This window comes from Desulfosarcina alkanivorans, from assembly GCF_009688945.1.
Classification (GTDB): domain Bacteria; phylum Desulfobacterota; class Desulfobacteria; order Desulfobacterales; family Desulfosarcinaceae; genus Desulfosarcina; species Desulfosarcina alkanivorans.
Map to the genome: position 1 here is coordinate 5,747,686 of NZ_AP021874.1, position 14,065 is coordinate 5,761,750.

The following is a 14,065-nucleotide window of genomic DNA, read 5'->3' on the forward strand; positions in this document are numbered from 1 at the left end:
TATGGCGCTTAACGCCGGAGAACAGATCGTGCAGCGGATTGCCCCTGTCGCAACCGGGGGGCAGTCCGCTGAAGGTTCATTCAAGCAATATCCTTACAGGTCAAAGCTAACCCCCAGCCACGTCCGCATTCCGGGTGCCGGGTAGCCACTCTCGGGTTCGTAGTCTTCGTCGAAGAGGTTTTCCACGGCCAGAAATACCTTCAGGTGGTCAGCCATGAACGGTTGGGTAATTTTGGCGTTGCAGATATTGTAGCTTTCATTCTTGAGGACCTCGAGGTCCGGCTCCTCCGGCGTCGGCAACTGGTCGTAGGCTTCGCCGATATGCAACATGGTCAGGTTGAGGACAGTTCCAATGGCCGGCAAGGTGTATCCGATGCCAAAATTGAAGATGTATTCCGGAACGCCGATCACGTCGTCGGTGACCCGCTCCGGACTCTCGTTGCTGGCATCGTTGTACATATACCCCACCTTTAGGACAAGATCCGTATATGGCGTTATCACCGCGTTGATTTCCACGCCCTTCATCTCGACGTCTTCATAGTTTTTATATTGTGAATAAGGGTTTTCCTCTGGCGGTATATCGCGGGTAATATAGTCCGAGATGTCGTGGAAAAAAGGCGCTACCTCCACGTTGAGAAGATCTCTGAAGGTCCAGGAAACACCGGCGGTATAGTTCACAGCGGTCTCTGCTTCCAGGTCCAGGTTGGGCAGGTCGGCCCCCGTGTCCGGGTCTTCTCCGGAATAAATTTGGCTCAAGGTGGGGAAACGGGTTTTGCGGGCCACCGAAGCAAAGAGCTGAATATCGTCATTCATCTGGTACGTGGCGCCGATCATGGGGTTGATTTCGTCGGTGGTGCCCGGTGTGTCAGATTTGACAATATTGCCATCGTTTTCCGGATCGGATTCGGCGTCGGATACCTCGTACCAGTCATAGCTGATGCCGGCCACAACCGACAGTTTCCCGTTCAGAACGGTCAATTCGTTCTCAACACCGATGGAACCGGTATCGGCTGAACTTTCGGCATACGGCAGCGATTCCAGATCGCGTTGCTCATGGTTATCTTCCTTGTAGTGGAAGGACGCGCGCAGCGTATCCCAGTCGGCGACACGGTAATCGGCCAGAAGCATGCCGCCGACGATGGAATCCTTGTACGTGCTAAGGGCAACAGACTCCGTGTAGGTCTCGTCGCTGAAGGATTCGTAATCGTCACTATGGTCATGGTAGTAAAGCTTGGCCTGCAGGCTGAAATTGTCCGTAAAGGCATGCTCGGCACTCAGGTCCATACCCCAGTCGTCGTAAGCGCTGATTCTGTCGAATTGCGTAAAGTCAGAAAAAACATTCACCCGGTCGATACTGGGCGGATCACCTTTTTCGGTCTCGATATAGTGAAAGTTAACAAAAACTTCGGTATCGTCAGACGGCTCCAGACCCACTTTGGCCCAAAAATTGTTGGTTTCGTAATCCGAGTTGACCCGCTCTCCCTCATCCTGGATTATGGTATATTCATTGCCTCCCGGTCTTCGTCGGATCAACCCTTCTCTTGGTTCGAAGTCGTCGGAAAGATCCCACGAATCCCATTCCTTGTGGGAATAGCTCAGCCAGTAGTTGAGGTTGCCCACTTTCATGCCGTGGGACAGGCCCACTCTGTAAGCATCGTCGATGCCGTCCACGCCGTATTCAGCCGTTGCCGACAAGACCGGTTTTTCTGAAGCGGCTTTTTTGGTGATGATGTTGACAGCTCCGCCCAAGGCATTCGGACCGTAAAGCACGGAAGGAGCTCCTTTGATCACGTCGATGCGGGCGACACCCTCCAACCCGATCTGGTTCATATCCAGGCTGCCGTACTTGGTTTCGTAGTAAGGGACACCGTCGATCATAGTCAATATCCGGGTTTTATCAAAACCATGAATATTGATGCCCGCCTCGGATTTACGGCCGTAGGAAACCTGTACCCCCGGTACATAGGTCAGGGCATCGGCCACGCTGTCCGCGTTCACGGCCTCGAAATCATCGGGGGTCACTTCGTTGGAAATGGCGATGTCGCGCACGGCCGAGCCTTTGCCGCTGACGACGATTTCCCCCAGTGAATACTCCTCGTATCCCTTGTCATCCTCTGCCAGTGCCGATGAAATGCCCAGGGGGAACACCATCAACAAAACGATACTTAGAACCAGCAACTGCGAATATCCGACCATTTTCCTCATTTTCTCTACTCCTCCCTTGTGTGAATGGTTTTTCCGCATCCTTTTATGTGATTCATGTATTTCTTATCTCTTCCGGAAGCCCTTTCATGTCAGTTCAAAGACAATGGTCAGCTTCAGGGACAGATCCCCCGGGAACAGACTGGTTGGCGGCCGGGGAAAAGGTGCTGCATTTTTGACCGCATCCAGTGCGGCGGTATTCAAGGCGCTGCAGGGGGCGCCTTTGACAACGGCCACGTCCCGCACACTGCCGTCGGTGACCAGGATAAAGCGGATGGTCACCCGGCCTTCGATGCTTCCGGTCCTGGCGGTCTCCGGATAGCGCTTGCGGCTTTCGATCTTCAGGCGCACCATGTCCAGGTAGCTGGCCTTGGTCATGTATTCCTCGGCGGCGGCGTGGCTTTGGGGGGCGGGTATCCAGCCGGCACTCTCCACACCCGGTGCCCGGGGAATCGCCGGTGCAGCGATGCCCTCGACCAATGAATCCGGGAACCTGTTTTCCACGGGCGCCATGACCAGCGGTTTGAATCGGGGCAGGGGCCGCTGAACCGCATTGAGCGGCCTGAGCTGATCCTGGGAGTCGGGCGCTTTGGGCCTGGGGCGCGGGCGGGGAATCTGTCGGGCTGACGGCCGGTTGATGTTCTGCAGGGACATTTCGATGTAGGTGAGTGCGCTGGAGCGGTAGATGCCGGAAAGATGCACGAGGATCAGGCCATGAACACCCACGGAGATGATGATCAACGTTCTCAGCAACCAGTTCGGCCCGGGTGTTCGATCCATCGGAGCTAGAAATCCTTTTCCGTGGCCAGGCAGAGCCGGCCGGCGCCGGCGGCCTTGGCGATATCCATCACCTTCACGGCTTTGTTGAGGATGACCGCCCGATCCGCGCGCACCACCACCAGTTCATCTTCCCTGGACCCGATTTTCTGTTTGAGACGATCGAAAAGACGGGGCAGGGGAACCTCTTCTTCTCCGATAAAGGCGCGCCCCTGGGCATCCACAATCACCGTGATGGTCTCTTCGGTCTGGGGCGCCGCCGCCCTGGCCTGGGGCAGTTTGATCTTTATGCCCTCTTCGACCATGAAGTTGGTGGTCAGGAGAAAATAGATCAGCAGCATGAAGACGATATCGATCAGCGACGTCATGGGCATCTGCACCTGGTAACGGGCTTTGCGTCTGGCACGGACGAGCATGGGGCGACTCCTATTCGTTGATTGCCCGGGTGATGGCCTGCCTTCGGGGCGTATCTGCATGGGGGTGGCCATGGGTGGGAGATCCGATGGACTTGAGAAACATGACGCTCCCGTCCTGGAGCTGGGCTTCGTAGCGGTCCACGCGCGCCGACAGGTAGCTGTGGGCCACCATGGTGGGCAGGGCCACGGCCAGCCCCAGCGCCGTCGTCAGCATGGCCTCCCAGATCCCGCCGGCCAGGACGGCTGCATTGACCTTGCCGCCCATCTCCTGGATGACCATGAAGGCTTTGATCATTCCCAGTACGGTGCCCAGCAGGCCCAGCAGCGGCGTGATGTTGCCGATGGTGGCCAGGGCCTGAAGATAGCGTGACAGTTCGCGGGTTTCCGCCTCGGTCGCATGGACCAACACCGCCTCCAGGGTGTCCCGGTCCTGATTTTTGACTTCCATGGCCTGGGTCAGCACCCGTCCCATGGGGGAAGCGTCCCGGCTGGCCAGATCATAGGCCTGGTGGTCTTCTCCATTTTTCAGATGCCTGGCCATGCCGGATATCAGCCCGTTGCCGCGAATCCTGGGCCGGCCCAAACGGATGAGACGTTCCAGAAAAAGGGCCAGTGCGACCACCGAACACAGTAGAATGGGCACGACTAAAACGCCTCCCTTGGCAAGAAATTCGAACACGCTGCTTCTCCTTACTGATTTGCAACTGGATTCAAAGATGCGAGGATTCAAAGGATGGAAAGACTGCAGGCAGGTGCGAGCCGATGCGATTGGCAGACCTATACCTGCCGGCAAGTCGCATGAACCGGAAACCAGTAACCGACAACCTTTAGACCTGAACTCCCAGCCATTCAGACCAATTCAACCTCATAAAATTAACTGCCCCCGGCATGTTCTTCAACATCCGGCGTGCCATCGAAATTGAGATCTCTGGAGCGTTTGACCAGCGCTTCGGCACCGTCGTAGGCTTCCCAAAGATCCGGATTGCCGTCACCATTGGTGTCTTCGGCCACCGTCACCAGCCGATTCTGCTCGTAGGCGAACCAGACATCGGGGCATCCATTGCCGTCCCGGTCCTGCTCCGCCCGGACCGCCGATTCGGTTTCATCGTAGATCCATGCCAGGGCGAACCGGCCGCTTTCATCCGGTTCTTCCTCGCTGCGGGTTATTTTGCCTTTCACGTCGTAAATCTCCCTAAGATCGAAGCGGCCGTCGCTGTTTTCATCCACGTACTTTTCCCGAAGAATGCCGTCCCGGTAGCGATAGCGCCCTTCGGGCGTTCCGTTGAGGTCCGCGTCCACCTCCATCACCATGGACCATGGCGCCCGGTCGAACCACTGGGCGGTTTCAAAATGGCCGTCATGGTCGCAATCCTTGATCAGCCGCTGCCGCTCCGCGTTGCGGTAGAAGACTTTCAGGTCCACCCGGCCGTCGCCGTTGCTGTCCCGTTCGGCGCGGACCAGCGCCTGCCCGGAGAAATATTCCCAGGCATCCGGCCTGCCCGAAAAATCGGTATCGCTTTCCACGCGGGTCTTTTCCCCGTTGTCATTAAAAAAGATGGTCACATCGGCCCGGCCATCCCGGTTGCCATCCTGGGTCTGGGTGGTCATTTTCCCCTTTAGGAAGCACGTGCGCGTTTCCATGAACCCGTCGCCGTCGCCGTCGGAAATGACCGTCTCGACCATCCCGTGCCGATAGTGGCGGATACGGTCGATGCTTCCCGTGAAGCGGGTGTCCTCTTCCATTTTCGAGGGCTGGCCGACCGCGTCGAAGGCCACGAAAACATCGTTGGTGCCATCGAAATTGGTGTCCTTCTCCTCTTTCTCCGGTTGTCCTTTTTTGTATCGGGTGGTGACGTCGAACTGGCCGTCGTGGTTGGTATCCCGTTTCTGGAGGGCCGGCAGCGCGTTTTTAAAGTGCAGGACGATATCGGCCTTGCCGTCCCCGTTGGTATCGTTTTCCTGGCGGGAAAGCTCACCGGCGATATAGTGCCGCTGCGTCTCAAAGGTGCCGTTGGCATCCAGGTCGTGGCGGCTGTTGCGGGGTTGGCCCTTATCATCAAAAAGGATGACCTGTTCGACGCGCCCGTCCCCGTCGCTGTCGGTTTTCTGTTCCACGGGAAGGGCGTTGCGGTAGGTCACCCGGACGTTGACCTGGCCGTCGCCGTCGGTGTCCCGGGTGGCGCGGGCCAGACGGCCCGCTTCGAATTCATGGCGGGTGTCGAAGCGCCCGTCCGCGGTGGTATCCCGCTGCAGGGTCAGTGGCCGCTCCTGGCTGTCGAATACAATCACCTCTTCCGGCTGCCCCGTTTCAGCGGCAATGCGTTCATGGCGCACCCGCTTTTCCTGTTCAAAGCGGTCCCGGGTATCGATGGTGCCATCGTGATCCCGATCGTTTTCCAGTGTCCTCAGTTTGCCATTGCGGTAAAACTGGAACCTGTCGAAACGGCCATCTCCGTTGCTGTCGATCTCCAGTCGGAGCGGATCGCCCCTTTTGTCGACGTAGGCGATCTGGTCGATTTTTCCGTCCCCGTCGATGTCTCTTTCCACACGTTTTTCCAGGGCGGCCGCCTGACGAATGCAGGCTCCCGGAACGTTGATCAGCAGGACGGTGCTGAAAATCAGAAAATTTTGGAATCGGTTTGTGCGCATGCCCTGAACCATGCCGCGAACGAAACTTGGCCCGCCCTGTCCGCACCGAATTGCGGTGAGGGCGGCCCTTTTCATTTTGCGCGGAGTTAATCGCCAATAATATTTCTTTCTATTTATGTCAATATTGACATAGACAGTTATTGGTATTTTAATTTTAAAATTTTTTTTATAGGATTAAACTAACCTATAAATACTAAAAACAACCTTTATGGGGGTTTGAAGGCTCGGCCGCAGCTTTAGGTTTCCCCGTGTGGCAGTGGTTTACTCGACCACGAATCAATGGTATCCGATATAATGATGCCCATCCGGTGGGGGTGGCCGAACCGGGGCTTGGGCCGCCCTCAAGGCATGCCAACAGAAAGAGGATCAAAGGGGTTCGCCATGTACCATCGCCGCGACCATGTCCGGGCCGCCGGGAATTCCGTCATCCTGGTTACCGGTGGCAAGCACTGCGGAAAAACGACATTGGTGGCTGATTTCATTGCATCCGTGTCCGGTCAGGGGCTGCGCATCGCCGGTATTCTGGCCACAGGGTTGTGGCGGGACAGTCTCAGGGCAGGATTTGATCTGGTGAACCTGTCCGACGGCCGTACCTGCCCGTTGGCAAGGCGTCGACCGCAACCGGATCCGCACCACCGTCTGATGTTCGATTTTCTGGAGGCCGGCATGCGGGCCGGAGCGCAGGCACTGGATCCCCGTCTGTGCCGTCGGGCCGATATGGTGGTGGTGGACGAGGTCGGCAAACTGGAGGCCAGGGGGGAGGGCTGGACCCCCCACATCAAGGCCTTGCTGACCATTGACCCGCCCCTGTTCATCCTGATCGTCCGTCTGGATTGTATGCAGCGGATCTGTGATCTCTTCGGCTTTGACGACGTGCCGGTGATCGATGCCCGCCAACCCCAAGCCCTTGACCATCTTCGCGCCGCCGCTGAACGGGTGCTGGCTCCCCATCTAAAGGCGCGGCAAAACTAGCGGACAGCCCGAGGGACCCAAACCATGCTGGTGATCAGCAACCGATTGGCCATACCGGAGGGGGAGTTTGAGATCAGCGCCATCCGTTCCCAGGGCGCCGGCGGGCAGAATGTGAACAAGGTGGCCTCGGCGGTGCACCTGCGCTTCGACATCGGTGCCTCGTCGCTGCCGGATCCCGTCAAGGCGCAGTTGCTGCGGGGCAGGGACCGGCGCATCACCAAAAATGGCGTCATCGTGATCAAGGCCCAGGAACACCGCACCTTCGAGAAGAACCGCGAGGCGGCGTGCATGCGTCTGGTGCAGATGGTCCGCGGTGCCCTGGTCCCGATCCGGAAACGGAAACCCACCCGTCCCACCCGCGGCTCCGCGCGGCGGCGCCTGGACAGCAAGACGCGGCGGGGGCGGCAGAAGGCGTTGAGGCGGAAGGTCACTTTATAGCTACCTTCGGCATATTGGCAAAAAGGAACGGATATGGCGAGAAACGGCAACCGCAATTCCCGGCTGGTATACTCCACCGAGCACGGCCGCACCTGCCCGGCCTGCAACCAGAAACTGGACCGCTGCACCTGCCGCAAAAAAAAGGCCCCGCCGGCCGGTGACGGCATCGTCCGGATCGGGCGGTCCACCAAGGGCCGCAAGGGCAAGGGCGTGACGGTGATTACCGGCATCCCCGTGGATGACGGCGGGCTGAAACAGGTGGCCAAAACGCTCAAGCAGAAGTGCGGCAGCGGCGGCACGGTCAAGGCCGGCTGCATCGAAATCCAGGGGGATCACCGGGATGTCCTGACAGCCGAACTGCAGGCCATGGGGTACACGGTCAGGCGGTCGGGGGGGTGATGGCCGCCGACCCGGGGGCAGCGGCCCACACAGGCGGCCTGCTCAAAGACGGGCGTCGGCGGTTTGGAAAAGATTTTCCAGGAAGATAGCATGCGCTTGGAAAAAAACCGTTTCACCGAAATGCTCATCGAGGCCAACGGCATCGATGCCGGCGATTTCCTGTGCTGGCTGTTCCACCCGGGCATGCTCTTTGCCTCACCGGACAAGTGGTGGGGAGATTTTGGCCGGCGGGATTTCCCGCACGAGGGTATCGATTTCTGCCTTTACCGGAACGCTTCGGGTCACAGGTGCCGTCTCGATCAGCAGACCCGTATTCCGGTGATTGGCCACGGCGTGGTCAGGGCCGTTTTTGCCGATTATCTCGGCAAGGCCGTGGTCGTTGAGCATCGGAACGCACTCAACGGGCATGGCACGGTTGTCGCAATTTATGCCCACACCCGACCGCGGAACGACATGCAGCCCGGTGTGACCGTCAAGGACGGGGATATCCTCGGAACCATCGCCGACACCAGCCGGTCGAGGGCAGGTATCCACCCGCATCTGCACCTCACGCTCGGGCAACCGTCCCCGGACCTGGCTTACGAACGGTTCACCTGGAATACGATGCGCGATCCCGGCCTGGTTGCCCTGCTGGATCCACTGGGCACCATCGCCTGGCCCTGGCAGGTGGGGGCGTGAGACCTGCGCTCAATGCCGGTGAGGCACAAGGCGGTTGACCATGGCCCGGGACAAGATTCATCGAAACATCAGCCTCAAACGCCTGGTTCTGGATTTCTATCAATTTTTCCGATGCCAGCGGGTCGTGGTCCGGCGGTTCGGAAAGCCGTTCCGACGCAGCACCCGGGCCATCGAAATCGATATCACCTACCGCTGCAACCTCAGGTGTCTCAACTGCAACCGGTCCTGCACCCAGTGCCCCAGCCGTTTGGAAATGCCGCTGGATACCATCGTTTCCTTCATCGACCAGAGCGTTGCGGCCGGGGTCGCCTGGCGTCGCATTCGGCTGCTGGGGGGCGAGCCCACCCTGCACGCCCAGTTTTTCACCATCATCGACCTGCTGAAGGCCTATCGCGATGCGCACAGTCCGCAAACCCGAATCGTCGTCTGCACCAACGGAAGCGGACGAACGGTGCAGCGCCGACTCGGACGGCTGCCGGCTGACGTGGCGGTAAAAAATACCTATAAACGGGGGGGACAACGGCTGTTCAGGCCTTTTAACCGGGCCCCGGTGGATTCACGGATATTCAGCGGCTCGGATTTTTCCTGCGGGTGCCGCATCCTGGAGGACTGCGGAATGGGGCTTACCCCCATGGGGTATTATCCCTGCGCGGTGGCCGGAGGAATCGACCGCATTTTCCAATTCAACACAGGCCGACCACAACTGCCGGCACCCGGGGATCCCATGACCGATCATCTTCGCCGGTTCTGCCCCTATTGCGGCCATTTCGGATTTCAATGGCCGACGAAGCAGGCCCGGATGTCTCCGACCTGGAAAAACGCATACGGTTCAGGCGGGGCGGCCATTCCTCCGGGCTGAACGGGTGGGCAGGGGGCGTTTATTACGCGGCCGCCTTACACGGCCAGATACCGCTGCTGGACCTCCTCGTTTTCGGCCAGTTCCCGGGCCAATCCTTCGTAGCAGATCCGCCCCTTGTCGATGACGTACCCGCGGTCCGCGATGCCCAGGGCAAAGTGGGCGTTCTGTTCGGTCAGCAGGATGGCCACATCCGCTTTCAGGGAGGTGATGATCGCGCCGATATTTTCGACGATGATCGGGGCCAGGCCTTCACAGGGCTCGTCCAGGAGCAGCATGCGCGGGTTGCCCATCAAGGCCCGGGCCAGGGAGAGCATCTGCTGCTCGCCGCCGCTGAGCGCCCCCCCCTTGTGATTCTTGAGCTTCACCAGCAGGGGGAAAACCTCGAAAATTCTCTCCTCGGTCCAGGGTGTCTGCCCCTGACGCGGCGGAAGGGCCGCGACGGCCAGGTTTTCCATGACGGTGAGGTCCGCAAAAATTCGCCGGTCCTCTGGAACAAAGCCGAGACCCCGGCGGACGTTGGCGAAGACCGGCTGGCCGGCGATGTCCCGGCCGTCGACCACCACGCGGCCCCTGGCCGGAGGGTTGTAACCCATGATGCCCCGCATGGTCGTGGTTTTTCCGGCGCCATTGCGCCCCAGCAGGCAGACGATCTCTCCGGCCTGCACATTCAGGCTGACGCCCTGGAGAATGTAGCTGTCCCCGTAATAAACGTGGATATCGTCGAGTTCAATCATCTACGGAACCTCCCAGATACGCTTCGCGGACCCGTGGATCGGAGCGGATCGTTTCCTGGTCTCCCTGGGCCAGCAGTACTCCCTGGTGGAGCACGTAAATCCGGGAGGCCACGGCAAACACCACTTTCATGTCGTGCTCGGTGAGAAAAAACGTGGTGCCGAACCGGGCGGCCAGTTCCCTGATCAGCTGGATCATGCGGTCGGTCTCCTCGGGGTTCATGCCGGCGGTGGGTTCATCGAGCATGACCAGTTTGGGTTCCCTGGCCAGGACGATGGCCATCTCCACCAGGCGCTTGTCGCCGTAGGGCAGTTCAGCCGCCGGTCGATGGGCGGAGGAGAGGATGCCCACTTTGTCCAGAACCTCCTCGGCCTTGCGGTGGAGTTTTTTCTCCCGCGACAGCGAACCCAGAAATGCGTATCCTTTGCCGTAATGCAGCACCAGGGGCACCAGGATGTTTTCCATGACCGTGAGGTTGGGGAAGATGTTGGTGATCTGGAATGACCGCAAAAGGCCCATGGGCACCAGTTTGTGGGCTGGCAGCCCGGTGATGTCCCGGCCGTCGAAATAGACCTTGCCGGCGGTCGGGCGGAAACCGCCGGAGACTGAATTGTAGAAGGTCGTTTTGCCCGCGCCGTTGGGGCCGATCAGGGCCGTCAGTTCACCCGGGGCCACCTCCAGCGAGATGTCCTGGATGACCATGTATCGGCCATAGGCGTGCCCGAGATTTTCAATTTTCAATATGGGTGTGTCGTTCATCGTGTGCGTTTTATCCTTGTTCGAATCCAGTCTGTCAGCGTGCCCAAAATACCGCGGGGAAAATAGATCACCACCGGTATCAGGATCAGCCCCAGGAAGATCATCCAGTTCTCCGTCAAATCGGTGATCAACTGCTCCAGGCCGAAGAAGATCGCCGCCCCGAACAGGGGGCCGAGAAAGATGCCGGAACCGCCGAGCACGGTCATGAGCACCGGCCGTGCAGAAAATCCCCAGTGCAGGATGTCCGGTGTGGCCATGGCGTTGAACAGGCAGAACAGGCCCCCGGCGATGCCGGCCACTGCACCGGCAATCACGAACGCCGCCAGGCGCAGGTTCTGCACGCCGGCACCGACAAATGACAGGCGTTGTTTATTCTCCCGGATGGCCGTGAGCATCAACCCGAAGGGCGATCGGACCACCCGCCACAGGAAAAAGACGCACGCGGCGATTATCGAGAAAACGAACACGTACATGGCGACCGGGTCGAAAAGGCTGTATTGCCCGCCGAGGATGGACAGCGGCGGCAGGTTCATCACGGGCAGGCCGTCGCTGCCGCCGGTCAGGTCGAACCAGTTGTGGGCCACCGTATACAGCATCATCCCGAACCCCAGGGTGATCATGGCGAAGTAGATTTCGTCCCGGCGCACGCACAGGAAGCCGATGACGGCCGCACTCACCGCCCCGGCGACCAGTGCGGCCGCCAGTCCGAGGAGGAGGGAGCTGCCCCCGTGGGACAGAAACAATGCTGTGGCGTAGGCGCCCACACCGAAAAATCCGGCCTGGCCGAAGGAGAGCAGTCCGGTGTACCCGAACAGGAGGTTGAAGCTCATGGCCAGCAGGCCCATGATCAGGATCTCCGTCAGGATCATGGTCCAGTACACCGGCAGCGCAAACGGGCAGGCCACAAAAAAGGCCAGCGCCAGAAGCAGGATGATGGCCGTTTTATGTTGTTTTACGAGGTCCATGTCACACCTCCCGACCGAAAAAGCCGTGCGGTCTGACGATAAGCACCGCCGCCAGCAGGATATAGGGGACCGCCATCTGTACGCTGCCCAGAAATACGGTGCCGAAGGACTCGAACAGCCCCAGAATCAGGGCGCCGACGAAAGCGCCGGGAAAACTGCCCATCCCGCCGCTGACGACCACAATAAAACTTTCGATGATAATACGTTCCCCCATGGAGGGTGCCAGGCTCTGGTGCGGTGCGGCCAGTGCGCCGCCCATGGCCGCCAGCCAGCTACCCAGGGCGAAAACCGCGGTAAACAGCAGCGGCACCCGGATGCCGATGCCCTCGGCCATTTCCCGGTCCATGGCCGCGGCACGGATGATTTTCCCCCACCGGCTGAACTGGAAAAAGGCCCATAAAGACAGGCCGATCAGAGGGCCGGCAACCACCAGGAACAGGCGGTAGACCGGGTAGGTGCGGGTAAACAGCGTGAACACGCCCGACAGGAGTGCGGGCGGCTCCACCACATGGTAACCCGGTCCCCAGATGATGCGCACGGCATCATCGAGGATCAGCAGGATGGCAAAGGTGAGCAGGAGTTGAAACGAGATGTCCCGGCCGTAGGTGCGGCGAAGCAGTACGCGCTCGATCAGCACCCCGAGGATGGCCACCGACAGCGGACCGATCAGGATGCCCAGCCAGAAGGAGGGCACGATGTGCATGACCTGCATGCACAGGTACGCGCCCAGCATGAAAAATGATCCGTGGGCGAAATTGAGAACCCCCAGCACGCCGAATACGGTGGTCAGTCCCAGGGAGATCAGAAAAAGGAGCATTCCCCAGCTGAGTCCGTTCAACAGGTTGATGATGAAACTTTCCACGGCGACCTCATGTGGTGCGGTGTTGAAGCGGCCCGGACCGACGCCGGGCCGCCGTCCATGGATGGGAGGCGTTAAAAACGGCTCCGGGTGGTTCTATTTCCGGCATCCGCTCTCGGCGACCGATGGGGTGACATCGGCTGCCTTGAACAGCTTGATCGGATCGAGGATACGGATGGGATAGGCCGGGTCGGCCGCGGTCTTTCCCCAGGTGACGTCCGTCAGCGCCTGGTGATCTTCCGGGCGGAGCGTGATCGCACCGACGGGCAGCTCCACGGTCAGGCCTTCCAGGGCGTCGATGACTTTCTCCTTGTCGATGGTGCCCGCTTTTTCGGCGGCGGCCTTGTACGTATAAAGGGCGCCGTAGGCACCGTGGGCATTGTAGGAGGGGTAATCGCCGTAGCGGCCTTTGTAGGCGTTTACAAAATCCTTGTTGCGCCGGGAATCGTTGGCCAGAAACCAGTATCGCGTGCCGACCCACAGCCCTTCGGGCATCTTGTCACCCAGGGCGGTGAGAACTTCCGTGGCCGCGCCAAGGGTCACCAGGACCTGGCGCTTGCCGTCAAACAGGCCCATTTCCTTGGCCTGGCGGACGAAATCGATCAGGTTGCCGCCCCACAGGGAGACCAGGACACCATCTGCCTTGGATTGCATGATCTTGTTGATATAGGGGTTGAAATCCGTGGTTTTGAAAGGTGGGAAGGCCACCTCGTCCCTCGGCAGGAAGCCGGCGCCGGGTTTGATCGCCTTGAGGTATTTTTCGAAATACTCCCAGCTCTGGTGGCCGAACGCATAATCCGGGCCGATGGTGGTCCATGTCTTCACATCGGTTTCCGCGGCCAGCAGGGCGGCGGCTTTGACATTCTGGGACAGGTTGACGGATACGCGGAAGACATACCGGTTGCAGACGCTGCCGGTCACGTCCGGCGTGGCGGCATGGGTGATGATCAGCGGGGTCTTCATCTGGGGAATGGACGGCACGACGGTTTTGGCCACGCCGCTGGAGTCCAGGCCGATGAGAAAATCGACCTTTTCCTGGAAAACCAGTTTCCTCAAAGCCCGGATGGCGACATCGGGCTTGCCGGTCGAATCCTCGAAATATGCCTCCACCTGGTGGCCGTTGATTCCCCCGGCGGCATTGATCTCCGCCACGGCCAGTTCGGCACCCTTTTTGGCAAACTGGCCATAGGCGGCAAACGGACCGGACATGATGTAAACGAAACCCACCTTGACCGTTTTGGCCGACCAGGCCGGTGATGCCATGACCAGGCAGACCAGCAACATGGGCAGAACGAGTGTGGTGATTGACCTTTTTTTCATCATCGCCTTCTCCTTTTTGGATCGGTTGCAGTGTGGCCAC

15 protein-coding genes are annotated in these 14,065 nt (G+C 59.5%); 5 read left to right on the forward strand and 10 right to left on the reverse strand.

The window, feature by feature from the left end:
* Positions 1–93: 93 nt before the first annotated feature.
* From DSCA_RS25020 to DSCA_RS25040, 5 genes are all read right to left on the reverse strand, one after another.
* Entirely contained in the window at positions 94–2,205 is a 2,112-nt protein-coding gene (locus DSCA_RS25020; protein ID WP_167527948.1) for a TonB-dependent receptor plug domain-containing protein, read from the reverse strand.
* Between the two features lie 84 nt (positions 2,206–2,289).
* Complete coding sequence (locus DSCA_RS25025) at positions 2,290–2,982, reverse strand: energy transducer TonB (RefSeq protein WP_155319041.1); 693 nt, start codon at positions 2,980–2,982, stop codon at positions 2,290–2,292.
* A gap of 5 nt (positions 2,983–2,987) precedes the next feature.
* Positions 2,988–3,395 (reverse strand): ExbD/TolR family protein, encoded by a 408-nt coding sequence (locus DSCA_RS25030; RefSeq protein WP_155319042.1) that lies wholly within the window; start codon positions 3,393–3,395, stop codon positions 2,988–2,990.
* 10 nt (positions 3,396–3,405) lie between these two features.
* Positions 3,406–4,074, reverse strand: a complete 669-nt coding sequence (locus tag DSCA_RS25035; protein ID WP_155319043.1) for a MotA/TolQ/ExbB proton channel family protein — start codon at positions 4,072–4,074, stop codon at positions 3,406–3,408.
* A 194-nt stretch (positions 4,075–4,268) separates the two neighbouring features.
* The gene (locus DSCA_RS25040) at positions 4,269–6,044 is read right to left on the reverse strand and encodes a hypothetical protein (protein ID WP_155319044.1); all 1,776 of its coding nucleotides are present in this window, start codon (positions 6,042–6,044) and stop codon (positions 4,269–4,271) included.
* A gap of 381 nt (positions 6,045–6,425) precedes the next feature.
* Between DSCA_RS25040 and DSCA_RS25045 the strand changes: the two genes are divergently transcribed.
* From DSCA_RS25045 to DSCA_RS25065, 5 genes are all read left to right on the forward strand, one after another.
* Positions 6,426–7,016 (forward strand): nucleoside-triphosphatase, encoded by a 591-nt coding sequence (locus DSCA_RS25045; RefSeq protein ID WP_167527949.1) that lies wholly within the window; start codon positions 6,426–6,428, stop codon positions 7,014–7,016.
* 24 nt (positions 7,017–7,040) lie between these two features.
* The gene (gene arfB, locus DSCA_RS25050) at positions 7,041–7,454 is read left to right on the forward strand and encodes an alternative ribosome rescue aminoacyl-tRNA hydrolase ArfB (RefSeq protein ID WP_155319046.1); all 414 of its coding nucleotides are present in this window, start codon (positions 7,041–7,043) and stop codon (positions 7,452–7,454) included.
* 33 nt (positions 7,455–7,487) lie between these two features.
* Positions 7,488–7,853, forward strand: a complete 366-nt coding sequence (locus DSCA_RS25055) for a translation initiation factor Sui1 (RefSeq protein WP_155319047.1) — start codon at positions 7,488–7,490, stop codon at positions 7,851–7,853.
* A gap of 90 nt (positions 7,854–7,943) precedes the next feature.
* Complete coding sequence (locus tag DSCA_RS25060) at positions 7,944–8,531, forward strand: peptidoglycan DD-metalloendopeptidase family protein (RefSeq protein ID WP_155319048.1); 588 nt, start codon at positions 7,944–7,946, stop codon at positions 8,529–8,531.
* Positions 8,532–8,571: 40 nt separating this feature from the next.
* The gene (locus DSCA_RS25065; RefSeq protein WP_155319049.1) at positions 8,572–9,390 is read left to right on the forward strand and encodes a radical SAM protein; all 819 of its coding nucleotides are present in this window, start codon (positions 8,572–8,574) and stop codon (positions 9,388–9,390) included.
* A 35-nt stretch (positions 9,391–9,425) separates the two neighbouring features.
* Here the strand turns inward: DSCA_RS25065 and DSCA_RS25070 are convergent, their stop codons facing one another.
* From DSCA_RS25070 to DSCA_RS25090, 5 genes are all read right to left on the reverse strand, one after another.
* The gene (locus DSCA_RS25070) at positions 9,426–10,124 is read right to left on the reverse strand and encodes an ABC transporter ATP-binding protein (protein WP_155319050.1); all 699 of its coding nucleotides are present in this window, start codon (positions 10,122–10,124) and stop codon (positions 9,426–9,428) included.
* On the reverse strand, positions 10,117–10,881 hold the full coding sequence (locus DSCA_RS25075; protein ID WP_155319051.1) for an ABC transporter ATP-binding protein: 765 nt from the start codon (positions 10,879–10,881) through the stop codon (positions 10,117–10,119). The genes DSCA_RS25070 and DSCA_RS25075 overlap by 8 nt, the downstream gene beginning before the upstream one ends.
* Positions 10,878–11,846 (reverse strand): branched-chain amino acid ABC transporter permease, encoded by a 969-nt coding sequence (locus DSCA_RS25080; protein WP_155319052.1) that lies wholly within the window; start codon positions 11,844–11,846, stop codon positions 10,878–10,880. The genes DSCA_RS25075 and DSCA_RS25080 overlap by 4 nt, the downstream gene beginning before the upstream one ends.
* Before the next feature lies 1 nt (position 11,847).
* Positions 11,848–12,708 carry a branched-chain amino acid ABC transporter permease gene (locus DSCA_RS25085; RefSeq protein WP_155319053.1) on the reverse strand — a complete coding sequence of 287 codons (861 nt, stop codon included), beginning with the start codon at positions 12,706–12,708 and terminating at the stop codon, positions 11,848–11,850.
* A gap of 93 nt (positions 12,709–12,801) precedes the next feature.
* The gene (locus tag DSCA_RS25090) at positions 12,802–14,028 is read right to left on the reverse strand and encodes an ABC transporter substrate-binding protein (RefSeq protein WP_197904662.1); all 1,227 of its coding nucleotides are present in this window, start codon (positions 14,026–14,028) and stop codon (positions 12,802–12,804) included.
* Positions 14,029–14,065: the final 37 nt, after the last annotated feature.